This window comes from Saccharothrix espanaensis DSM 44229 (assembly GCF_000328705.1).
GTDB lineage: Bacteria > Actinomycetota > Actinomycetes > Mycobacteriales > Pseudonocardiaceae > Actinosynnema > Actinosynnema espanaense.
Genome location: NC_019673.1, coordinates 814,631 through 836,400, shown reverse-complemented (window position 1 = coordinate 836,400; position 21,770 = coordinate 814,631). Strand labels below are relative to the sequence as shown.

At 73.0% G+C, this 21,770-nt stretch carries 20 protein-coding genes; 13 read left to right on the top strand and 7 right to left on the bottom strand.

All coding sequences use genetic code 11. The annotated features are described in order from the left end of the window. Positions 1-62: 62 nt before the first annotated feature. From BN6_RS04065 to BN6_RS04055, 3 genes are all read left to right on the top strand, one after another. Positions 63-1,331, top strand: coding sequence for a DNA-3-methyladenine glycosylase 2 family protein (locus tag BN6_RS04065; RefSeq protein ID WP_051075929.1), 1,269 nt, complete (start codon positions 63-65; stop codon positions 1,329-1,331). Next, a complete protein-coding gene (locus BN6_RS04060) occupies positions 1,328-1,834 on the top strand; it encodes a methylated-DNA--[protein]-cysteine S-methyltransferase (RefSeq protein WP_041311870.1) in 507 nt (168 codons plus the stop codon). The genes BN6_RS04065 and BN6_RS04060 overlap by 4 nt, the downstream gene beginning before the upstream one ends. Before the next feature lie 163 nt (positions 1,835-1,997). Continuing rightward, positions 1,998-3,896: an ABC transporter ATP-binding protein gene (locus BN6_RS04055; RefSeq protein ID WP_015098265.1), complete on the top strand. Its 1,899-nt coding sequence runs from the start codon at positions 1,998-2,000 to the stop codon at positions 3,894-3,896. A gap of 37 nt (positions 3,897-3,933) precedes the next feature. On the opposite strand, the gene BN6_RS04050 is transcribed toward BN6_RS04055, so the two are convergent. From BN6_RS04050 to BN6_RS04030, 5 genes are all read right to left on the bottom strand, one after another. Beyond that, on the bottom strand, positions 3,934-5,448 hold the full coding sequence (locus BN6_RS04050; protein WP_015098264.1) for an alpha/beta hydrolase: 1,515 nt from the start codon (positions 5,446-5,448) through the stop codon (positions 3,934-3,936). Positions 5,449-5,705: 257 nt separating this feature from the next. Next, a complete protein-coding gene (locus BN6_RS04045) occupies positions 5,706-6,104 on the bottom strand; it encodes a VOC family protein (RefSeq protein ID WP_041311867.1) in 399 nt (132 codons plus the stop codon). 64 nt (positions 6,105-6,168) lie between these two features. Then, positions 6,169-7,683: an alpha/beta fold hydrolase gene (locus BN6_RS04040; protein ID WP_015098262.1), complete on the bottom strand. Its 1,515-nt coding sequence runs from the start codon at positions 7,681-7,683 to the stop codon at positions 6,169-6,171. A 150-nt stretch (positions 7,684-7,833) separates the two neighbouring features. Beyond that, positions 7,834-10,719: an AAA family ATPase gene (locus tag BN6_RS04035; RefSeq protein ID WP_015098261.1), complete on the bottom strand. Its 2,886-nt coding sequence runs from the start codon at positions 10,717-10,719 to the stop codon at positions 7,834-7,836. Beyond that, positions 10,716-11,855, bottom strand: a complete 1,140-nt coding sequence (locus BN6_RS04030; RefSeq protein WP_015098260.1) for an exonuclease SbcCD subunit D — start codon at positions 11,853-11,855, stop codon at positions 10,716-10,718. Before BN6_RS04030 ends, BN6_RS04035 begins: the two co-directional genes overlap by 4 nt. A gap of 99 nt (positions 11,856-11,954) precedes the next feature. On the opposite strand from BN6_RS04030, the gene BN6_RS04025 reads away from it, so the two are divergent. Then, positions 11,955-12,890, top strand: a complete 936-nt coding sequence (locus BN6_RS04025) for a DNA recombination protein RmuC (protein ID WP_041311865.1) — start codon at positions 11,955-11,957, stop codon at positions 12,888-12,890. A 41-nt stretch (positions 12,891-12,931) separates the two neighbouring features. Then, a complete protein-coding gene (locus tag BN6_RS04020) occupies positions 12,932-13,678 on the top strand; it encodes a DUF6542 domain-containing protein (RefSeq protein ID WP_015098258.1) in 747 nt (248 codons plus the stop codon). Between the two features lie 288 nt (positions 13,679-13,966). Here BN6_RS04020 and BN6_RS04015 read toward each other — a convergent pair whose 3' ends face one another. After that, positions 13,967-14,911, bottom strand: coding sequence for a 4-hydroxy-3-methylbut-2-enyl diphosphate reductase (locus BN6_RS04015; protein ID WP_015098257.1), 945 nt, complete (start codon positions 14,909-14,911; stop codon positions 13,967-13,969). A gap of 64 nt (positions 14,912-14,975) precedes the next feature. Here BN6_RS04015 and BN6_RS04010 point away from each other — a divergent pair, with 64 nt between their 5' ends. From BN6_RS04010 to BN6_RS03975, 8 genes are all read left to right on the top strand, one after another. Next, complete coding sequence (locus BN6_RS04010) at positions 14,976-15,485, top strand: lipid droplet-associated protein (RefSeq protein WP_015098256.1); 510 nt, start codon at positions 14,976-14,978, stop codon at positions 15,483-15,485. Positions 15,486-15,510: 25 nt separating this feature from the next. Continuing rightward, positions 15,511-16,764 (top strand): exodeoxyribonuclease VII large subunit, encoded by a 1,254-nt coding sequence (gene xseA / locus BN6_RS04005; protein ID WP_015098255.1) that lies wholly within the window; start codon positions 15,511-15,513, stop codon positions 16,762-16,764. Further along, complete coding sequence (locus BN6_RS04000) at positions 16,745-17,152, top strand: hypothetical protein (protein WP_015098254.1); 408 nt, start codon at positions 16,745-16,747, stop codon at positions 17,150-17,152. Before xseA ends, BN6_RS04000 begins: the two co-directional genes overlap by 20 nt. Further along, entirely contained in the window at positions 17,149-17,358 is a 210-nt protein-coding gene (locus BN6_RS03995; RefSeq protein ID WP_015098253.1) for an exodeoxyribonuclease VII small subunit, read from the top strand. Before BN6_RS04000 ends, BN6_RS03995 begins: the two co-directional genes overlap by 4 nt. A 48-nt stretch (positions 17,359-17,406) precedes the next feature. After that, positions 17,407-18,462, top strand: a complete 1,056-nt coding sequence (glpX, locus tag BN6_RS03990) for a class II fructose-bisphosphatase (protein ID WP_015098252.1) — start codon at positions 17,407-17,409, stop codon at positions 18,460-18,462. A gap of 119 nt (positions 18,463-18,581) precedes the next feature. After that, a complete protein-coding gene (locus BN6_RS03985) occupies positions 18,582-19,349 on the top strand; it encodes a S1 family peptidase (RefSeq protein ID WP_041311859.1) in 768 nt (255 codons plus the stop codon). A 513-nt stretch (positions 19,350-19,862) separates the two neighbouring features. Further along, positions 19,863-20,225 (top strand): L,D-transpeptidase, encoded by a 363-nt coding sequence (locus BN6_RS48385; RefSeq protein ID WP_051075432.1) that lies wholly within the window; start codon positions 19,863-19,865, stop codon positions 20,223-20,225. A gap of 56 nt (positions 20,226-20,281) precedes the next feature. Beyond that, positions 20,282-20,707, top strand: a complete 426-nt coding sequence (locus tag BN6_RS03975) for a L,D-transpeptidase (protein WP_015098249.1) — start codon at positions 20,282-20,284, stop codon at positions 20,705-20,707. Positions 20,708-20,720: 13 nt separating this feature from the next. On the opposite strand, the gene BN6_RS03970 is transcribed toward BN6_RS03975, so the two are convergent. Beyond that, the gene (locus tag BN6_RS03970; RefSeq protein WP_015098248.1) at positions 20,721-21,692 is read right to left on the bottom strand and encodes an NAD(P)/FAD-dependent oxidoreductase; all 972 of its coding nucleotides are present in this window, start codon (positions 21,690-21,692) and stop codon (positions 20,721-20,723) included. Between the last annotated feature and the right edge of the window lie 78 nt (positions 21,693-21,770).

Here is a 21,770-nt window from a genome sequence, read left to right as displayed (position 1 = left end):
GCCCGGACGCCGTGTCCGATTCCCGCGAGACCGCTGGTGCCGGCGGTGGCAGAGTGAACGCCATGTTGGTCGACGCCGAACGTGCCTACCGGGCCGTCGCCGCCCGTGACGCCCGCTTCGACGGGTGCTTCATCCTCGCGGTGCGGACCACCCGGATCTACTGCCGGCCGTCCTGCCCGGCGGTCACCCCCAAGCAGCGCAACGCCGAGTTCTACCCGACCGCCGCCGCCGCGCAGTCGGCCGGCTACCGGGCGTGCCGGCGCTGCCTGCCCGACGCCGTGCCCGGCTCGCCGGAGTGGAACCTGCGCGCCGACCTCGCCGCCCGCGCGATGCGGCTGATCTCCGACGGCGTCGTGGAACGCGACGGCGTACCGGGCCTGGCGCAGCGGCTCGGCTACTCCGAACGCCACCTGACCAGGGTGCTGACCGCCGAGCTGGGCGCCGGACCGCTGGCGCTGGCCCGCGCGCACCGGGCGCACTCGGCCCGGCTGCTGATCGAGACGACAGACCTGTCGTTCACCGACATCGCGTTCGCAGCCGGGTTCGCCAGCGTCCGCCAGTTCAACGACACCATCCGCACGGTGTTCGCCTCGACGCCGTCGGACCTGCGCTCGGCGCGGTCGGTGGTGGGCGCGGCGGGCCGGATCACGCTGCGCCTGCCCTACCGGCCGCCGTTCGACGCGCCGGGCCTGCTGGCGTTCTTCCGGGCGTCGGCCATCCCGGGCGTGGAGCACGTGACCGACACCACCTACGCCCGGTCGCTGCGCCTGCCGCACGGCCAGGCCACGGTGATCCTGCGGCCCGCCGACGGGTACGTCTCGTGCTCGCTGCGGCTGACCGACCTGCGCGACCTGGGCAGCGCGGTGAGCCGGGTGCGCCGGCTGCTCGACCTCGACGCCGACCCGCAGGCCGTGGACGAGTTCCTCGGCGGCGACCCGGTGCTGCGCCCGCTGGTGCTGTCCCGGCCGGGCGTGCGGGTGCCGGGCAGCGTGGACGGGGCGGAGACCCTGCTGCGCGCGCTGGGCCACGAGTCGCCCGGCGAGCCGCTGGACGTGCCGGACGGCGAGGTCACCCACCTTTTCCCGGCGCCCTCGGCGATCGACTCGCCGGTGGCCGCGGCGCTGGCGGACGGGAGCCTGGTGGTCGACGTCGGCCGGGACGCCGAGGAGCTGCTCGCCGAGCTCGCCGCGTTCCCCGGCGTCGGCCCGGACATCGCCCGGTACGTCGTGATGCGCGTGCTCGGCGCGCCGGACGTGCCCCTGAACACCGACAACGCGGCGTGGCGCCCTTGGCGCTCGTACGCCGCCATGCACTTGAGGAGGACAGCTTGAGCACCGCACACACGTCCACCGTGCAGACCCCGATCGGCCCGTTCACCGCCGTGGTCGCGGCCGACGGGGCCGTCCTGGCCAGCGGCTGGACCGCGTCCCCGGACGACCTGCTGCCGCAGGTGTCGCCGTCGCTGCGGCCGGCCGCGCTGACCGAGCGCCGTGACCTGGGGCAGGTGACCAGGGCGGTCCGCGAGTACCACGCGGGCGCGCTGGACGTGATCGCCGACGTCCCGGTGCGCCAGCGTTCGGGCGAGTTCCTGGAGCGGGCCTGGGAGGCGCTGCGCGGCGTGCCGGCGGGCAAGCCGGTCAGCTACGCGGACTACGCGCTGCTGGCGGGCCGGCCGGCGGCCGTCCGCGCGGCGGCCACGGCCTGCGCCCGCAACGCGGCCACCCTGTTCGTGCCCTGCCACCGGGTGATCCGGACCGGCGGCGCGATCGGCAACTTCCGCTGGGGCGCGGACGTCAAGCGCTGGCTGCTCGACCACGAGCAGCGCGCGGCCTAGCGGTCGGCGGCGCACCCGGCGGGCGGCACGGGCGGCGGGCGGCGTGGTGATTCCCTCGCAGCCTGCCACAGGGGTACGACAGTGAGCGCCGCGCCGAAGCCCGACCTGCGATGACCCGGTTATCGGGTTGGCGCGGGCCGGGTTTGCGGGTTCCCTGGGAAGCATGAGTCCGGTGTTGATCGGGGTGGAGAACATCGCCACCCCCAAGTGGGCCAGGATGGGGCGGCGGGCCGCTTCGGTGAGCCTGGGCAAGGCGTTGCGCAGCCTGCCCGCCGCCGTCCGGGTGGTCCTGCGGCTGGCGTGGCGGACCTCGCCTCGGTTGACGCTGCTGGCGGGGGTCGTGCACGTGCTGTCCGGGTGCGTCACGGCGTTCGGCCTGCTCGCCACGGCGGACGTGTTCTCCGCACTGCTGCGCGACGGCCCGACGCCGGAACGGGTCGCGGCGTCGCTGCCCGCGTTGGCGGTCGTGGTGGGGTCTTACGTCGCGCGTGCGCTGCTCGACACCGCCGTGGCAGCCGTGGAGAGTTCGCTGCGCCCACGGGTCACGCGGGCCGCCAACGACGAGGTGACGGCCGTGCTGGTGCGGGCCGAGCTGCTCGCGTTCGAGGACGCCGACTTCCGCGAACTGGCCCGGCAGGGCGGCCGGCACGGGGTGCGCAGCCTGGAGAACAGCCTGCGGTACCTGGCCGACCTGACGTCCTCGTGCATCACGATGGTCGCGGCGGTCATCACGGTCGGGCTGCTCAACCCGTGGCTCGCGCCCGCGCTGCTGCTCGCGGCGGCGGCGAACGCCTGGGCGTCGGCCCGGGTGTCGAAGCTGCGCTACGAGCACTTCCTCGACTCGGTGACGCGCAACATCCGCAAGAGCGTCGTGGAGGAGGTGGCCACGCACCGCGAGTTCGCGCTGGAACGGCACGCGCTGACGTTGCAGGAACAGCTGCTGGCCGAGCACCGCCGGATCGCGGACTCGCTCGTGGACGACGAGATCCGGGTGGCACACCGGACGAACCTGGTGCGGCTGGCGGGCCGCGCGCTGGCCGGGCTGGGCACCGGGATCGCGTACGGCGTGCTGGTCTTCCTGCTGCACACCGGCGGCATGGAACTGGCGCTGGCGGGCACCGCGCTGCTCGCGATGCGGACCGGGTTCTCGTCGCTGTCGACCACCACCCGCGCGGTGAACTCGCTCTACGAGGACTCGTTCTACATCGACTTCTACCGCAAGCTGCTGGCCGAGGGCGCGGAGCGGGCGCAGACCTCGTCGGACGTGCTGCCGCCGCCGGACCCGGAGCTGATCACGCTCACCGACGTCACCTTCACCTACCCCGGCAAGGAAACCCCGGCGCTGGACCGGGTGAGCCTGACCGTGCGGCGCGGCGAGGTGATCGCGCTGGTCGGCGAGAACGGCTCCGGCAAGACCACCCTGGGCAAGGTGCTCACCGGTCTGTACCCGGCAAGCGGGGGCACCGTGCGCTGGGACGGCGTGGACATCGCCGAAGCCGACCAGACGTCCGTGCACTCGGCCATCGCGGTCATCGCGCAGGACCCGGCGCAGTGGCCGATGACCGCGCGCCGCAACGTGACCGTGGGCCGGCTGGACCGCGAGGACGAGCAGGCGTGGCGGGACGCGGTGACCAAGTCCGGCGCGGACGAGGTGCTCGACTCGCTGCCCGCCGGCGCGGACACCGTGCTGTCACGCCGGTTCAACGACGGGCAGGACCTGTCCGGCGGGCAGTGGCAGCGGATGGGCATCGCGCGCGGCATGTACCGGGACGCGGCGGTGCTCATCGCCGACGAGCCCACGGCGTCGCTGGACGCCAAGGCCGAGGCGCGGGTGTTCGAGGGCCTGCGGCAGGCGACCGCGCGGCGCACCACGATCCTGGTCACGCACCGGCTGGCGAACATCCGCAACGCCGACCGGATCGTCCTGCTGGACAAGGGCCGGATCGTCGAGCAGGGCACGCACGAGGAGCTGATGGCGTTGCGCGGCCACTACTTCGAGCTGTTCGAGCTCCAGGCGTCGGCGTACCGGGGCGACCTGCTGGCCCAGCCCGCCCAACCGTGACCGGCGCACCCCGGGGAGTGCGCCGGTCGGAGCTGTCCTAGCCCTGGCAGGTGACGTCACGTGCCGGCAGCGTGCCGGTCGCGAGGTAGGTGTTCACCTGGTCCTCGACGCACTTGTTGGGGTAGAGGCCGAAGATGGCGTGCGCCGGCACATCCTTCAAGGTGACCAGGCGGGAGCCGGTGAGCGCCTTGCGCAGATTGACTCCGTGCTCGTACGGGGTGCGGGTGTCGCCGGTCGCCTGCACGATCAGCGCCGGCCGGTTGTTGGTGACGACGGTCGGCTTCTCCTTCGGCTTGGGCCAGAACGCGCACGGCGAGACGTTGCGGACCATCGCCGCGTACACGGGTTCCTTGGCGCGGTTGCGCTGGATGTCGTTCCAGTACTTGTCCGGGTTGCCCGGGTAGGCCACGTCACCGCACGTCACGGCGGTCTGCCCGTCGGCATCCGGGGCGGCCTGGCCCGACGTCAGCGCGAGCAGCGAGCCTTCCACGAGCGGGTCGATGGCGACTTGCCTGCCCGCGGCGGCCTCCAGGAGGTTCCGGGTCGCCGCGGCGGTCGGGCCGTAGCGGTCGGGCCGGTCGAGCAAGATGAAGTACAGCACCGGCAGGAGCTTCGCGTCGACGGTGTGCCCGCCGATCCGGATGGGCTGCTTCGCGGAGCCGGCGATCAGCCCCTCGACCGCCGCCCGGACCTGCTTGGCGGTGGTGCCCAGGTGGTGTTCGCCGTCGCGCCGCGCGGTCCACTCGGCCCACCGGTCCAGCGCCGCCTCGTTGACCTTGCCGGTGTCCGCGAGCAGGCTCGGCCCGTAGCGGGCCGGGTCGATCGCGCTGTCGAGCACGAACCGGTCGGTGCGCTGCGGGAACATCTGGGTGTAGACCGCGCCCAGGTACGTGCCGTACGACCAGCTGAAGTAGCTGATCTTCCGCTCCCCCAACACCTCCCGCACCAGGTCCAGGTCACGCGCCGTGTTGCGGGTGGTGAAGTGCCGGATGCGGTCGCCCTCCTTCGCCGCGCACTGCTCGGCGAGCCCGGCCTGCGCCGCGTGGTTCTGGTCGAACGACTTCCGGTCCGGTCCCGCCGCCCGCAGCGCGAACCCGGTCGACCAGCCGCAGTCGACCGGCGAGCTGCGCCCGATCCCGCGCGGGTCCATGCCGATCAGGTCGTACTGCGCCGTCACCTCGGCGCTCATCGCCGGCCGGACCAGGAGCAGCTGGTCCAGCCCCGGGTTGCCCGGCCCGCCGGGGTTGGACAGCATGATCCCGCGCCGCTTGGCCGGATCGGCCGCCTTCAACCGCGAGATCGCCACGGTGATCGTGCGCCCGCGCGGCCGCTCGTAGTCCAGCGGCACGGTCACGTCCGCGCACTGCGCGCCCGCCGCGTCCAGCGCCTCGGTGTCGCACTTCGCCCAGTCCAAGCGCTGGTCGTGGAAGCGGGACAACCCGCCCCGCTGCGCGGATTCCGCCTCGACGGGAGCCGCCGCGGCCGAGCCGACACCTCCCGCCATTCCTGCCGTGACGGCCATCGTCACCAGCGTGGTCCTCCATCGCGTCATCGCGTTTCCCCCGCAGTCTCGGTGTGTGAACCGAACCTACGAACACGCCACCGCGCCGGACATCCCTCACGCGCCCGGACACCACGGGGGACAGCCCTACCGTCCCCCGTGGTGCGGTCTACCTCCCGCCGAGTCAGCGGGCCTGGTACGGCGTGCGGGTGTTCCCGGTGGCGAGCGGGCCGGAGCTGCCGGACATCCCCTCGCACGCCCGTGCCGACGGGGCCTTGCCCCCGACCGGGTGGCCCCCGAACCGCAGGTCAGCCGGGCTGGGCGGTGACCATCACCGGGTTGCCGTCCGGGTCGGCGACGAACGCCATCCGCTCGCCCCACGGGGTGTCGGCCGGCGGGAGCAGGACCGGGTGGCCGAGGCCCGCGAGTTCGGCGACGGCCGCGTCCACGTCGTCGTGGTAGACGCACAGCTCGAACCCGTGCCCGGACACCGGACGCTGTGGCCGGCCGTGCACGCCCTTGCCGTCCGGGGCGACCTGGCCGAGCCCCAGCTTCGACCCGTCGGGGAGCTCGACGGCCACGTACGCCGCGTCGCCTTCGGCCGGGAACCGGTACGTGACAACGAATCCGAGGGCGTCGCGGTAGAACGCGAGCGAGCGCGCCAGGTCGTCGCAGACCAACATCGGGAACGCGGATCGGTAAGCCATGGAGCACTCTAGGACACAGGCGCGGCGCACCGGAACGATCCCGGTGCGCCGCAGGGAGTTCCGGTCACTTGCCGGCGTGACAGGTGATGTTCTGAGCGGGCAGCCGACCGTCCGCGAGGTAGGTGTTCACGGCGTCCTCGGCGCACTTGTCGGGGTACCGGCCGAAGACGCCGTGCACGGCGACGTCCTTGAGGGTGACCAGCCGCGAGCCGGTCATGGCCTTGTGCAGGCCGACGCCCTGCCCGTACGCCGTGCGGAAGTCGCCGGTGGCCTGCACGATCAGCGCCGGCCGGTCGTTGCGGACGACCGTCCGCTCCTCCCGGGGCTTCGCCCAGAACGCGCACGCGGTGATGTTGTTCACGAACGCCCCGAACACGGGCTGCGCGGCGCGGGACCGCTGGACCTTCTTCCAGTACCACTCGGGGTCGCGCGGGTAGGACACGTCACCGCAGAACACGGCGGCCTGCGCGTCGTCGTCGGTCGCCGCGCCGGGCCGGAACACGGCCGTCAGGCTCGCTTCGAGCTCACCGCCCGGGACGACCGGCGCGCCGGCGGCCGCGTCGAGCAGTTGCCGCACGTACTGGGTGTACCCGGCGTACTGGCCCGGCGAGGGCAGGGGGCCGGCCAGCAGGAACGGCAGCACGTGCGCGTCCACGGCGTAGTCGCCGACCTTGATCGGCGCCTTGGCCGCCTGCCGGACCAAGCCCTCCACCGCGCCGCGCACCTGCTTCCCGGTGGTGCCCAGGTGGTACTCGGCGTCACGCCGCGCGGTCCACGCCGCCCAGTCGTCGAGCACGGCCTCGCTCGGCGCGCCCATGGCCCGCGTGACCTCCGTGCCGTACTCGGCCGGGTCGATGGCGCTGTCCAGCACGAACCGGTCGGTGCGCTGCGGGAACATCTGCGTGTACACGGCGCCGAGGTACGTGCCGTAGGACCACCCGAGGTAGCTGATCCGCTTCTCCCCCATGGCACCGCGCACGACGTCCATGTCACGTGCGGTGTTGCGGGTGGTGATGTGCGGCAGCCGGCCGCCTTCCTTCTCGGCGCACCGCCGCGCCCGGTCGGCCGCGAAGGCGACGCTCCGGTCGAACGCGGCCCGGTCGTACCCGGCCGACCGCTGCATGAACGCCTCCGGCCACCCGCAGTCGATCGGCGTGCTCCGGCCGACGCCGCGCGGATCCATCCCGACCAGGTCGTACCGCGCCTGCACGGCCGGGCTCATCGTGCCCTTGATCCGCGCCATCATCGCCAGCCCCGGACCGCCGGGCCCGCCAGGGTTGGACAGCATGATCCCCCGCCGCTGAGCCGGGTCGGTCGCCTTCAACCGCGAGATCGCCACCGTGATCGTGCGCCCGCGCGGCTGCTGGTAGTCCAGCGGCACGGTCACGTCCGCGCACTGCGCACCCGACGCGTCGAGCAGTCCGTCGTCGCACGACTTCCAGTCGAGGCGCTGGTCGTAGAACCGGGACAGCCCGCCACGCGCGGACTCCCCGGCCGGTGCCGCCACGGCCGAACCGACGCCGGCCAGCAACCCGGTCGCGACCGCCAGCGCGGCGAGCGTGGTGTGCAGCCTTGCCATGAGAACCCCTCTTCATGCCCGTCGGTGGTCACCGGAGGACCCCCTGGGACCAACGCTACGAGCGGCGGGGCCTGCGGAGCAGCCCGCCCACGCCCGGAACCCGTTGGTGCGGAGCCCATCCACGACGGTGGTGCAGGCACTACCCCGGGATCAGGCCACGACTTCCAGCGACGAGCCGCCGCGCGCCTTGCGCACCCGCAACCGGGTCGGGATGCGCTGGCGCAGCTCTTCCACGTGCGACACCAGGCCGACCACGCGCCCGCCCGCGCGCAGTTCGTCCAAAGTGGACATGACGAGTTCGAGCGCGCCCGCGTCGAGGGTGCCGAACCCCTCGTCGATGAACAGCGTGTCCAGCACCGCACCGGCCGACACCACGTCGGACAGGCCGAGCGCGAGCGCCAGCGAGGCCAGGAACGACTCGCCGCCGGAGAGCGTCTTGGCCGGGCGCTGCTGTCCCGAGTAGTCGTCCAGCACGTCCAGGCCGAGGCCGCCGCGGGTGCCGCGCGGGCCGGCCTCGACCGAGTGCACGAACCGGTAGCGCCCCTGGCTCATCCGCTCCAACCGGGCGCTGGCGGCGACCGCGACCTCCTCCAGCCGGGCGGCCAGGACGTAGGTGCGCAACGTCATCCGGTTGGCGTTCTGGCCCTGGCCGTTGATCACGTCGGTCAGCGCGTCCAGCTCCGCGTACGCCGTCGCGACCGGCTCCAACCGCACCCACGCGGCGGAGAGCCGCTCGGCCAGCTCGCTGGTCCGGGCCAGCCGCCGACCGGCGTCGGCCCGCCCGTTCGCGGCCTGTTCAGCCTGGTCACGGGCGGCGCGGTAGCGGGTCTCGGCGGCCGGCAGGTCGATCTCGGCCGCCGGGTCCACGTCGGGCAGCTCGGCCAGCACCGCCTCGGCGGCCACCCGCACGTCCTCGACCTGGCGGATCCGGACGTCCAGCTCGGCCACGGCGGACTCCGGCCGGGCGGCGGCCAGCGCCTCGGCCACGTCGGCGAAGCCCGCCCCGGCGGCCAGCCCGGACACCTCCACCTGCTGCTCGGCGAGCCGTTCCCGGTGCTCGGCGACGGCGGCGCGGCGCTCGGCGAGCGCGGCCAGCGCGTCGGACAGGTCGAGCAGGTGGGCCCGCCGGGCGGTCACGTCGGCGAACTCGCCGCGCGCCTCCTCCAGGCGGTCGGCGCGCTCCCGGACGGCCTCGGCCAGCTCCCGCCGGCTCGCGGCGAGCTCGGCGGTCTCGCGTTCGAGCGCCGCGCGGTCCCGGGTCGCCGCCTCCACCTTGCGCTCCAGCGCGGCCAGCGCGCCGGAACGCGCATCCCGTTGGGAGGCAACAGTGTCCAGCGACCGGTGTTCGGCGATCAGGGCCGCCGGGTCGTGCTCGCCGACCACCTCGCGCAGGGTCGTCACGCGGCTCGCCGCGTCCTGGAACGCCTTTTCGGCGGCGGTGCGGCGGTCCAGCGCGGTCTGTTCGACGGCGGTGGCGCGCTCCTCGTCCGCGGCGGTCACCGCGTCGAGCATCGGCTCCGCCGGGCGGGGGTGCTCGGCCGAGCCGCACACCGGGCACGACCGGCCCGCGCGCAGCTCCGCCGCGAGTTCCACGGCCATGCCGTCCAGCCGCTGCTGCCGCACCTGCAACAGGACGTCCTTGGCCTTCTGGTGGGCGTCGACGGCCACCCGCCGGGCGTCGTCGGCCGTGCGCAGCAGCCGCTCGGCACCCGGCAGGTCACGGGCGGCGGCGGCCCGTGCGGCCACCGACTCCAGCCGGGCGACGGCCAGCGCGGACTCCTCGGCGGCGGCCCGTGCGGCGGCCAGCCGGTCCGGCACCTCGGCCAACGCGGTGACCAGCGTGGTCAGCCGCCCGGCGGCCTGCTCCTCGCGCCGGGCCAGCTCGTCCAGCCGGCGCCGGTCCTCCTGCTGCCGGCGGGCCTCGTCGGCCAGCGCGGTCAGCCCGCCCGCCTCCTCGCGCAACCGCTCGCCGTCCGCGCGCAGGTCCGTGCCCGACACCGGGTGGCCGAACGCCTCCACGGCGTCCGCCGCCGCCCGCGCCTGCGCCAGCACCCGGTCCGCGGCCTGCTCCAGCCGCCGCACGCGCTCCTGCGCGGGCACCACGACCGCCGCCCGGCGCGCCGCGTCGCGCTCCCGCTCCCAGGCCGCCCGGCGCGGCTCGGCCTCGGCGCAGCGCGCCAGGTCGGCTCGCGCGCGACGCACCCGCCGCACCCGGTCGGCCAGCTCCTGGGTCTGCCGCCACGCCGTCTCGGCCCGCCCCAGCGACCCGGCGGCCAGCGCGGCCCGCGCCTGCGCCTCCAGGTTCACCTCGTCCAGCCGCTTGAGCAGCGAGCTGAGCCACTCCGGGTCGCCGCCGTCGGCCGGCGGGTCCTCGCCCGCGACCTCGGCCACCCGCTGCACCAGGTCGCGGTTGGCCCGGCCGAGCTCGTCCAGCTCGCGCCCCTTGGCCTTGCGCCGCTCCCGGAACCACTTCTCCACGTCCAGGAACCGCTCGGTGCCGAACAGCTTCTCCAGCAGCTTCTCCCGCTCGGCGGTCTCCGCCCGCAGGAAGTTCGCGAACTCGCCCTGCGGCAGCAGCACCACCTGGAAGAACTGCTCGGCGGTCATCCCGAGCAGCGACTCGACCTCGCGGGCCACGTCGTCGATGCGGGTGTGCCCCTCGCCGTGCCAGCCCGCCAACCAGGTCAGCGACACCTTCGCCTGCTGCCGGGTCACGCCGTCGCCGCGCTTCTTCGGCCGGTCGTACTCCGGGCTGCGCACCACCCGGAACCGCCGGCCGCGCACGGTCAGCTCCAGCTCCACCTCGGTCGGCGTGTCCCGGTCGGCGTAGTCGCAGCGCAGCCGCTTCACCTGGCCGCGCGCGCCCGGCACCTTGCCGAACAGCGCGAACGCCACCGCGTCGAGCAGCGTCGTCTTGCCCGCGCCGGTGTCGCCGTGCAGCAGGAACAGCCCGTCCGCGCCGAGCAGGTCGAAATCGACCTCCTCACGTCCCGGGTACGGGCCGAACGCGCTCACCGACAGCCGGTGCAGCTTCACGAATCCCCCTCGCGCGCGGCGGCCGAGATCGCTTCCCGCAACAACTCCAGCTCACGTCCGGCGGGCGGCTCGCCGCGCACGTCCTCCAGGAAGCAGCAGGCGATCTCCTCGTCGCTGCGCCCGCGCACCCGTTCGGCGAACCGCAGCTCGGTGTCGCGCCCGCCCTCCGGACGCCACTCCACGCGCACCGCGTGCGGGAACCGGACCTGCAAGCGCCGCAACGCGTCCAGCGGCCGCACCCGGTCGGTCAGCACGACGGACAGGAAGTGCTCCTCCACCGGCGTGTGCGCCGGGTCCAGCACCAGGTCCTCCAGCTCGCCGGACAGCGCGGACAGCTCGCGCGGCACCGGCAGCAGCCGGCGCTCCACCCCGGACAGCCCGGAGGCGTCCAACTCCGCCAGCCACACCGACTTCACGTGCCGCGCCTCGGAGAACGAGTACGCCACCGGGCTGCCCGAGTAGCGCAGGTGCTCGGCCAGCGTCTGCTGCCCGTGCAGGTGCCCCAGGGCCACGTAGTCGATGCCGTCGAACACCGCGCCCGGCACGTCCTGCACGCCGCCCACCGCGATGGTCCGCTCCGACTCGCACGGCTCGCCGCCGGTCACGAACGCGTGCGCCAGCACCACCGAACGCCCGCCGCGCGCCGCCAGGTCGGCCCGCACCCGCCGCATCGCCTCGGTCAGCACGGCCGCGTGCCCGCGCGCCTCGACGCCCAGCGCGTGCCGCGCCGTGTCCGGCTCCAGGAACGGGATGCCGTACACCGCGACCGGCCCGTGCGCGTCGGCCAGCAGCACCGGCTGGTGCAGCTCGGCGACCTTGGTCCTCAGGTGCAGCCCGCCGGCTGCGGCGAACCCGCCGAACAGGCCCAGCCGGGCCGCCGAGTCGTGGTTGCCGGGCGTGATCACCACCCGCGCGCCGGCCGAGCGGACGCGCTCCAGCACCCGCGCGCACACCGCGACCGCCTCCGGGTTGGGCACCGCCCGGTCGAACAGGTCGCCGGAGACCGCCACCACGTCGACCTTCTCGTCGGACACGAGGTCGGCCAGCCCGCCCAGCACCGCTTCCTGCTCCACGAGCAGGTCACGGCCGTGGAACGTGCGTCCCACGTGCCAGTCGGACGTGTGCAGCAACCTCATGACCGACCACGCTAGGGGCGATCACCGACCAAACCCCGCCATCCGACTCGGCGTGTCGCTCGAACGTGTGATCGGGTCGACGTGCGCGATGATCGGGACATGACGGAGGTCCTCAGCACGGCGGCGGTGGTCGTCGCGCTCCTGCTCGCCGGTGCCCTGGTGTTCCTGTGGCGGCTCTACCAGGACGGGGTCCGGCGGGTCGACGCCGCGCTCGCGGCCGTGCAGCGGGAACGGGAGCGCGGCGACGCGACCCGGGTCGCGCTGCAACGCTACGAGGTGGCGTTCTCGTCGGTCAGCGGGCGCGGTGAGCTGGGCGAACAGGTGCTGGTGGAGACCGCGCGGGCGCTCGGGCTGCGCGAAGGCGTGCACTTCCGGCTCCAGGTCGACGTCGCCGGCGGCGGCTCGGTGCGGCCCGACCTGGTGCTCGACGTCGGCGGCGGCCGCCAGGTGCCCGTGGACGCGAAGATGAGCATGGCGACCTGGGCGGAGGCCGTGGAGACCGACGACCCCACCGAGCGGGCCGACGCGCTGCGCGTGCACGTGCGCAACATCCGGTCAAGGGCCGCCGAACTCGCGGGCAAGGGCTACCAGCGCTGGGCGGACGCGATCTACGGGACGATCATGTTCGTGCCCAACGACGGCGCGGTCGTCGCCGCGCTGGACACCGACCCCGAGCTGCTGCGGTGGCTGCTCGACCGCCGGGTGTTCCTGTGCGGGCCGACCGGGTTCGCGGTGATCGCGTCGGCCGCGATGTTCGCGGTGACCGACCGCGCGCTGGCCGACGACGTGGAGCAGGTGCGCGCACAGGCGTCCCGTGCGCACCGTGCGGCGGACAGCGCCATCGACGCCGTGAACCTGTCCAGCACGCACCTCCAGCGGTTCCTGTCGGCGCGTCGACGTGAGCTGGACGCGTTGGAGGGCTTCCGCGCGGCGGTGGAGCCGTTGACGGCTGCGTCGTCCAGCCCGACGCCCATCGCGTTCGTCCGGCGAACCGATGAGGGCGTCAGTGCACCCTTGGACGCCCGCGAGGCGTAATAGAGTGTGTGGCCGGAGTCGAAGCCGAACGAGGAGTGGGCGTGACCGCTGCAACGCGCGAGCCGGAGGACGAGGAACTCGACCCCGTCCGCTGGAACGACCGCGCCCTCTTCGGCACCTTCCGCGGCCTGCCCTGGTGGGCGGCCGTGCTCGGCACGTTCGTGCTGGCCATCGTGGGTACGTACATCGACGTGAGCTCGACCGAGAAGACCGTGGGCTGGGTGTTCGCCATCACGTTCTTCCTGGGCGCGGTGGGCGCGGTGGTGTTCGTGGAGCGCCGGTCGATGTTCGGGCCGGTCGTGCAGCCGCCGCTGGTCCTGGCCCTCGTGGTGCCGCTGGTGGTGGTGCTCACCCAGGGCTTCCCGTCCGGCGGGCTGGCGGCCATCGGCCTGAACCTGGGCAAACCGCTGATCGACGGTTTCCCGGCGATGGCGATCACCACGGCGTGCACGGTGATCCTCGGGATCGTGCGGGTGACCACCCAGAAGGACCCGAACCGGCCCACCAAGGACGAGATCCGCGAGGCGAAGGTCGAGGGCCGAGCGGCCAAGCGCAAGCCTGCGCCCGCCGAGGAGCGCCCCAAGCGACCCCGTGAGAGCGCCGCCCGCGACCGCGAGCCCGCCCCGCGCGACGAGGACGCCCGCCCGCGCCGCAAGCCCGCACCGGCCGGCGAGGACCGCCCCAAGCGCCCCCGCCCGCAGTCCGGCGACCGCCCGCGCCGCCCCCGCGAAGCCGGCGAGCCCGGCCGCCCCCCGCAGCGCCGGCCCCGCCCCCGCGACGAGAGCTGACTCGAGCCACACCGTTGCGACCGCACCCGACCACGCGCCGAAGACCACCCTCACGGCGAGCCGTGCAGCGCCGCCTGCGAGCGTGTCAGCCCTCCTGCGACACCAACCACAGCCACGCGCCGGAGACCACCCTCGCGGCGAGCCGTCTCCCGCAGCACCGCCTACCGACCCCCTGCGAGTGAACCAGGCCCTGCTGCGGCACGGACCACGTCACCCCAGGCGGCAGCGGGACAGCCGGGACAGTGCGAAAGGCCCCCGCCTCGACGGGGGCCTTTCACGTTCGGCGCGTCAGCGCACCATGTCCTTGCGGAGTTCGCGGGGCAGGGCGAAGGCGATCTTCTCGTTCGCCGTGGTGATCTCCTCGACGTCGCCGTAGCCGTGCCCGGCCAGGAACTCCAGCAGCTCCATCACCAGGATGTCCGGCACCGACGCGCCCGAGGTCACGCCGACCGTCGTCACGCCCTCCAGCCACGCCGGGTCGACCTCGTTCGCGTAGTCGACCAGGTAGGACGCCCGCGCGCCCGCCTGCAACGCGACCTCGACCAGGCGCACCGAGTTCGACGAGTTCTTCGAGCCGACCACGAGCACCAGGTCGCACTCCGGGGCCATCGTCTTCACCGCGGTCTGCCGGTTGGACGTGGCGTAGCAGATGTCGTCGGACGGCGGCTCCTGCAAGTCCGGGAACCGCTCCTGGAGCTGCCGGACCCGGATCATGGTCTCGTCCACCGACAGCGTCGTCTGGGAGAGCCAGACCACCTTGGACGGATCGCGCACGACGACCTTGTCCACGTCCTGCGCGGTGTCCACGAGCTGGATGTGCTCGGGGGCCTCGCCGGCGGTGCCCTCGACCTCTTCGTGTCCTTCGTGGCCGATCAGCAGGATGTCGTAGTCCTCGCGCGCGAAGCGCTTGGCCTCGTTGTGGACCTTGGTCACCAGCGGGCACGTCGCGTCGATGGTGCGCAGCTGACGGTCTGCCGCCTCCTGGTGCACCATCGGCGACACGCCGTGCGCGGAGAACACCACGAGCGCGCCCTCGGGCACCTCGTCGGTCTCGTTGACGAAGATCGCGCCACGCCGGGACAAGGTCTCCACCACGTGCTTGTTGTGGACGATCTCCTTGCGCACGTACACCGGGGCGCCGTACTGCTCGAGCGCCTTCTCGACGGTGACGACCGCACGGTCCACACCGGCGCAGTAGCCGCGCGGCTTGGCCAGGAGCACTCGCTTGTCCATGTCACCAGGGTACGGGCGCGCCGGAGGTAGGCATCCGCCGCCCGACTGCGGCAGGCTAGAGGGCATGAAGCCACTTCCGCTGCCCGTCCGCCTCGCCGCGGGACTGGCGGTCACCGCCGTCGAGCAGGCCAGGAAGCTACCGCAGCAGCTCGCGGGGCTGCCGGTGACCGTGGTCAGCGAGGCGCTGCAACTGTCGATGCGCATCCAGCAGCAGGTGACGGAACTCGCAATCAAGGGCGACGACGCGCTGTCCGGGCTGCGGCCGGCCGAGGAGGAACCCGAGTGGGCCACGTTCGACGAGGACGGCGACCCCGACGAGGAAACCCCTGGTGAGGGCGACGAGGACCCGTGGGAGGCGGAGGAGCACGCGCTGGCCGCCGACGAGCAGACCGCGCCGCCCGCCGTGCTGCCGGACTACGACGAGCTGACCCTGCCGCAGTTGCGGGCCCGCCTGCGCACGCTGTCCGCCGAGGACCTGGAGCAGCTGCTCGCGCACGAGCGCACCCACGCGGCCCGGCCCGAGTTCACCGGCATGCTGGCCCGGCGCATCGCGAACCTCGACGTCCACCCGTGATCGAAGAAGCGAGCACCGACACCCCGTGACTGACGAGAAGTCCAGCCCCGAGAACCCCTGGCCGGTCCGCACGGTCGCGCGCAAGATCTTCGACTGGATCAACCGCCTGGGCGACGTGTGGGTGGAGGGCCAGGTCACGCAGCTCAGCGCGCGCCCCGGCACGGCCACCGCGTTCCTGACCCTGCGCGACCCGTCGGTGGACATGTCCATGACGCTGACCGCTCCGGTGAACCTGGTCCGCGACCTCCAGCTCACCGAGGGCAGCCGGGTCGTGGTGCACGGCAAGCCCAACTTCTTCCCGAACCGGGGCACGTTGAGCCTGCGCGTGGACGAGATCCGCGCGGTCGGCATCGGCGAGCTGCTGGCCCGCATCGAGCGGCTGAAGAAGCTGCTGGCCGCCGAGGGCCTGTTCGACCCGCGGCGCAAGCGCCGGCCGCCGTTCCTGCCGAACAAGATCGGGCTGATCACCGGGCGCGCGTCGGCGGCCGAGCGGGACGTGCTGACCAACGCCCGCAACCGCTGGCCGGGCGCGCGGTTCCGGGTGATCACCGTTGCGGTGCAAGGGCCGCCGGCGGTGCCGCAGATCCTCACCGCACTGTCGACACTGGACCGCGACCCCGAGGTGGACGTGATCGTGCTGGCCCGCGGCGGCGGCAGCGTGGAGGACCTGCTGCCGTTCTCCGACGAGGCGCTGTGCCGGGCGGTGTCGCAGGCCCGCACGCCGGTGCTCTCGGCGATCGGGCACGAGCCGGACAGCCCGCTGGTGGACCACGTGGCCGACCTGCGCTGCTCGACGCCGACCGACGCGGGCAAGCGGGTCGTGCCCGATGTGGCGGAGGAAACGCAGAAGGTCCGGCAGTTGCGCGACCGCAGCCGGCGCGCGCTGCACGGCTGGGTGGACCGGGAGCGCAAGCTGCTCACCGCGTTGCGCACCCGACCTGCGCTTTCCGACCCGCACGGCCCGCTGGAGCGGCGGGCGCAGGACGTGGACCAGTGGCGCGAGCGGGGTCGGCGGGCGATCCGGAACAGACTCGATTCAGAGCGGTCCGGGTTGATCGCGACCACCGCCCGCTTGACGACCCTCGGACCGGCCGCCACGCTGGCCCGTGGGTACGCCGTGGTGCAGCTCGTCACCCCCGACGGGGTGGACGGGGTGCTCCGGTCGGTCTCCGACGCGCCGGCCGGCTCCCACCTGCGGGTGCGGGTCGCGGACGGCGCGGTGCACGCGGTCGTCCGGGAAGCCGAGGAAGGAGGCGGTGGTGCCGAATCCGGCACGTGAACCCACGTTCCTGCCCTTGACGATGGTCGCCGCCGGCAACGCGGACGACGACGGCGCGCGCACGGTGCGTGACCGGGCGGAGGCCGCGGACCGCGCCGCGGCGGACTGCTGGCTGTCCCTGGTGGCGGGCTGCACGTCCGGCGGCCAGGTGCTGCTCGACCGGCTGCACGCCCTGTCCGAGGCGACCTCCGCCTACGCCGGGGTGCGCTGGTGGCTGTCGCACGGCTCGGTGCACCGGCGGCGCGTCGTGGCGGCCGAGCGCCGCATCGACGACGCGGTGCGGGAAGGTGACGGTGCCGAGTTCGCGGAGGCGTTCGTCGGCTACGACCAGGCCGTGGCGACCGTCGTGGTGCACGTCCAGAACCGATTGGGGAAGCTGTCCAGGTGAGCGAGCCGGGCTACGAGGAGGCCAGGGACGAACTGGTGGAGGTGGTCCGCAGGCTGGAGGCGGGCGGCCTGTCGCTGGAGGAGTCGCTGGCGTTGTGGGAACGCGGCGAAGCGCTCGCGAAGACCTGTGAGCGGCAGCTCGCGGGGGCCCGGGAACGGATCGATCAAGCACTCGCTGTGACCGAGGAGGACGTGGCCGACGCCTGACACCGTGCGAGGATTGGTCTACCGGCCGGTAATCGCAGGAGGAACGTCATGGTGTCCAGCAGCAGCCCGTCCGAGCGTCGTCGCGAAGCCCCCGACCGGAACCTCGCGCTCGAACTCGTCCGGGTCACCGAGGCCGCGTCGATGGCCGCGGGCCGGTGGGTGGGGCGCGGCGACAAGAACGGCGGCGACGGCGCGGCCGTCGACGCGATGCGCAAGCTGATCGGCACGGTGTCGATGCGCGGTGTGGTCGTGATCGGCGAGGGCGAGAAGGACGAGGCGCCCATGCTGTACAACGGCGAGGAGGTCGGCAACGGCGACGGTCCGGACTGCGACGTCGCGGTGGACCCGATCGACGGCACGACGCTGATGGCCAAGGGCATGCCCAACGCGCTGGCAGTGCTCGCGGTGGCCGAGCGGGGCGCGATGTTCGACCCGTCGGCGGTCTTCTACATGGAGAAGCTGGCCGTGGGACCGGAGGCGGCCGACGTCATCGACATCACGGTGCCGATCGGCGAGAACATCCGCCGGGTGGCCAAGGCCAAGCACAGCGACGTCTCCGACGTGACGGTGTGCATCCTCGACCGGCCGCGGCACGAGTCCCTGGTGGCGGATGTCCGGAAATCGGGCGCTCGTATCCACTTCATCTCCGACGGCGACGTGGCCGGCGCGATCTCGGCGGCCCGCCCGAACACCGGCATCGACCTGCTCGTCGGGATCGGCGGCACGCCCGAGGGCATCATCGCGGCGGCGGCGCTCAAGTGCATGGGCGGCGCGATCCAGGGCCGGCTGTGGCCCAAGGACGACGACGAGCGCCAGAAGGCGATCGACGCCGGTCACGATCTGGAGCGAGTGCTCCTCACAAATGACCTGGTCAGGGGAGACAACGTGTTCTTCTGCGCGACCGGCGTCACCGACGGTGACCTGGTGCGCGGGGTGCACTACCGGGCGGGCGGGTGCACCACCCAGTCCATCGTCATGCGGTCCAAGTCGGGCACGGTCCGGATGATCGACGGCTTCCACCGGCTGACCAAACTGCGCGAGTACTCCTCGGTCGACTTCGACCCGCACCCCACCGACGAGCCCGTGCTGCCCCCACTCCCGTAACCATCTGTTAACAGTCAAGGGGTCGTTACCGGCCGAACGGCTGTAGTCACCGAGCGCCATACGTCCCTAGTTTCCGATTCGTGCCCTGGCCTCCCTGCTCCGGGCACGGAGAGGAAATGATGAAGGTTCGTACCCTGCTCACCGCCTTCGCGGTCGCGGCCGGTGCCGCGCTCGCCACCGTCGGTAGCGCGGCGGCGGCCCCGACGACGGACGGCGGCGTGACGCCGTACATCGTCGGTGGCGGCAACGCGACCCAGGTCTACTCGTTCATGGTCTCCCTGCAGAGCACCTCGGGCAGCCACTTCTGCGGCGGCTCGCTGATCAAGGCGAACTGGGTCGTGACGGCCAAGCACTGCGTGCAGGGCCGTTCGGCCTCCTCGATCCGCGCCCGGATCGGCACGACCAACCGCTCCAGCGGTGGCTCGGTCGCCACCGGTGCGCAGGTCGTGACGCACCCGAGCTACGACATCGCGCTGGTGCGCCTGGCCACCAACGTGACCCAGGCCCCGATCGTGGTGGCGTCGGCCTCCGGTGCGACCGGCACCGCCACCCGCATCATCGGCTGGGGCCAGACCTGCGCCCCGCGCGGTTGCGGTGGCGCTCCGGTCACCCTCCAGGAGCTGAACACGTCGATCGTGGCGGACGGCAGCTGCCAGGGCATCAGCGGCTCCTACGAGATCTGCACCAGCAACCCCGGCGGCCGCGCGGGTGCCTGCTACGGCGACTCCGGTGGCCCGCAGATCAAGCAGGTCGGCGGTGCGTGGCAGCTGATCGGCGCCACCAGCCGCGCCGGCAACAGCAGCTCCACCTGCGCGACCGGTCCGTCGATCTACATGGACGTCCCGGCCTTCCGCTCGTGGATCAGCCAGTACGCGGGCGCTGTGTAAGCACGCCCCGGGTGCACGGGTTCCGTGCGCGCACGCTCGTGAGCTAGACCAACCGGTGTCCTGACGAGAGGGCCGTCCCGTTCACGCGGGGCGGCCCTCTCGGCGTTTCCGGACCACCCCGGCGGCCAAACCGTTACCAGTGCACGGCAACCGGGATCCAGCCGCCGGCGTCTCCAGGGCAGAACAGCAACAACCTTGGGGGTGCGCGTAATGCGTAAGGCAGCGTTGGTGGCAATCGCTTTCCTGGGACTCACGGCCTGTGGCACGACCCAGCCGGCTTCGCCGGGTCCGTCGTCGGCACCACCCCCGTCGTCCGACGTCCCCGCGTCCAGCTACCCGTCGGCCCCCGGTTCCTCGGTCCCGGGCACACCGTCGTCCGTGACCTACCCGTCGGCGCCCTATTCGTCCGCGCCCTATTCGTCCGCGCCCTACCCGTCCGCGCCCGCTTCCTCCACGCCCGTCCCGCCGGCACCTTCGTCGCCCACGCCCCAGCCCGCGCCGCCGCCTCCGCCGGTGACCGTGGAGGGGACGCCGTGCGACATCACCGAAGGCGCGTGCATCCGGTTGTCGACCGACGAGTCGTGGCTGATCAGCGGCGGCAAGGTCGAGTACGGCCCGGTGCCCATCACGTCCGGCCGGCCCGGTTACGAGACGCCCACGGGCTACTTCCCGGTGCTCTACAAGGTGAAGGACGAGTGGAGCCGGCCCTACAACGCGCCGATGCCGTACTCGACCTACTTCACCGACTACGGCATCGCGTTCCACGAAGGCAGCCTGACGGACCCCTCGCACGGGTGCATCCACCTGTCGATGGAGGCGGCCATCACCTACTTCGAGAACCTCCAGGTGGGTGAACAGGTCCAGGTGGTCGCGTAGACCGGAGGTTGGATCACGCCGTCGAAGGGGTACTCGACCCCCGAGGGGTGATTCGGATGAGGAAGCTCGGCACTGTCATCGCCGCGCTGGCCCTGGTCTTCGGCTTCGCGGCACCCGCTCAAGCAGCACCAGGCACGCCCTGCTCGATCCACAACGGGGCGTGCCTGAAGCTGTCCACCAACGAGGCTTGGCTGATCTACAACGGCACGGCCAGCTACGGTCCGGTCCCGGTCACGCACGGCCGACCGGGTTACGAGACGCCCACCGGCACGTTCTCGGTGTTGCGCAAGGTGAAGGACGACTGGAGCGTGCCGTTCAACGCGCCGATGCCGTACTCGGTGTACTTCACCGACAACGGCATCGCGTTCCACGAGGGGAGCTTGTCGGACCTGTCGCACGGCTGCGTGCACCTGTCGCACGAGGCGGCGGTGACGTTCTTCGACAACCTGTTCGTGGGCGAGCAGGTCCAGGTGGTCTGGTAGCCGGCGCGGCCGGTCAGCTCGCGTTGCTGGAGTGCCCCGGGAACAGGTGGGCTTCGGGGTTGAGCGCCACGGCGATGTTGTTGACCGCCGTGGCGGCCTCCCCGAAGCCGGTCGCGATGAGCTTGACCTTCCCGGGGTACTGCGCGACGTCGCCGGCGGCGTAGACCCGGTCGCGGGCGGTCCGCATGGTGGAGTCCACCACGATCGCCCGGTGGTCCAGTTCCACGCCCCACGCCTCGATCGGCCCGAGGTCGGCGGTGAACCCGAGCGCGGCCACGACGGCCTGCGCGGGCAGCACCTTGCGGTCGCCGCCCTTGAGGCCCAGTTCGACCTCGGCCACCCGGTCGTCGCCGCGCAGGGCGAGCACCTCGGCGTCGGTGATGATCTCCACGCCCAGTTCGCGCACCTGCCGCACGGTCGGCGGGTGCGCGCGGAAGGTCGCCCGGCGGTGCACGATCGTGACGCTGGCGGCGATCGGGTGCAGCGCGAGCGCCCAGTCGAACGCCGAGTCACCGCCGCCGACCACGACCACGTGCTGTCCGGTGTGGACGTTCAAAGCCGGGACGAAGTGCACGACACCGCGGTCCAGCCAGCCGTCGCCGGCGGGCAGCGGCCGGGGTGTGAACTCGCCGATCCCGGCCGTGATGAGCACCGACCGGGTGTGCACCACACCGCCGTCGGCGAGCCCGACCGTGAGCCGCTCGTCCACAGTGGACAGCGTCCGCGCCTGCCGGCCGAGCAGGTAGGCGGGACTCCACTGGTCGGCCTGCTCGACCAGGGCGGTGACCAGCTCACGTCCGCGCACGGCGGGGAACCCGGCCACGTCGAAGATCATCTTTTCCGGGTACATGGCGGTGATCTGGCCGCCGGCCTCGGGCAGCGAGTCGACCAGCGCGACGGACAGGTCTCGGAATCCGGCGTAATAAGCCGCGAACAGCCCCGTGGGTCCGGCTCCGACGATGAGCAGGTCGACCTCTAGGTCCATGACTTCGACCATAGGTGTCCCAGCCCACTCTTCCCAGCTTTTTCGGGCCGAGCGCAAGAACCGGGTACAAACTCGTGG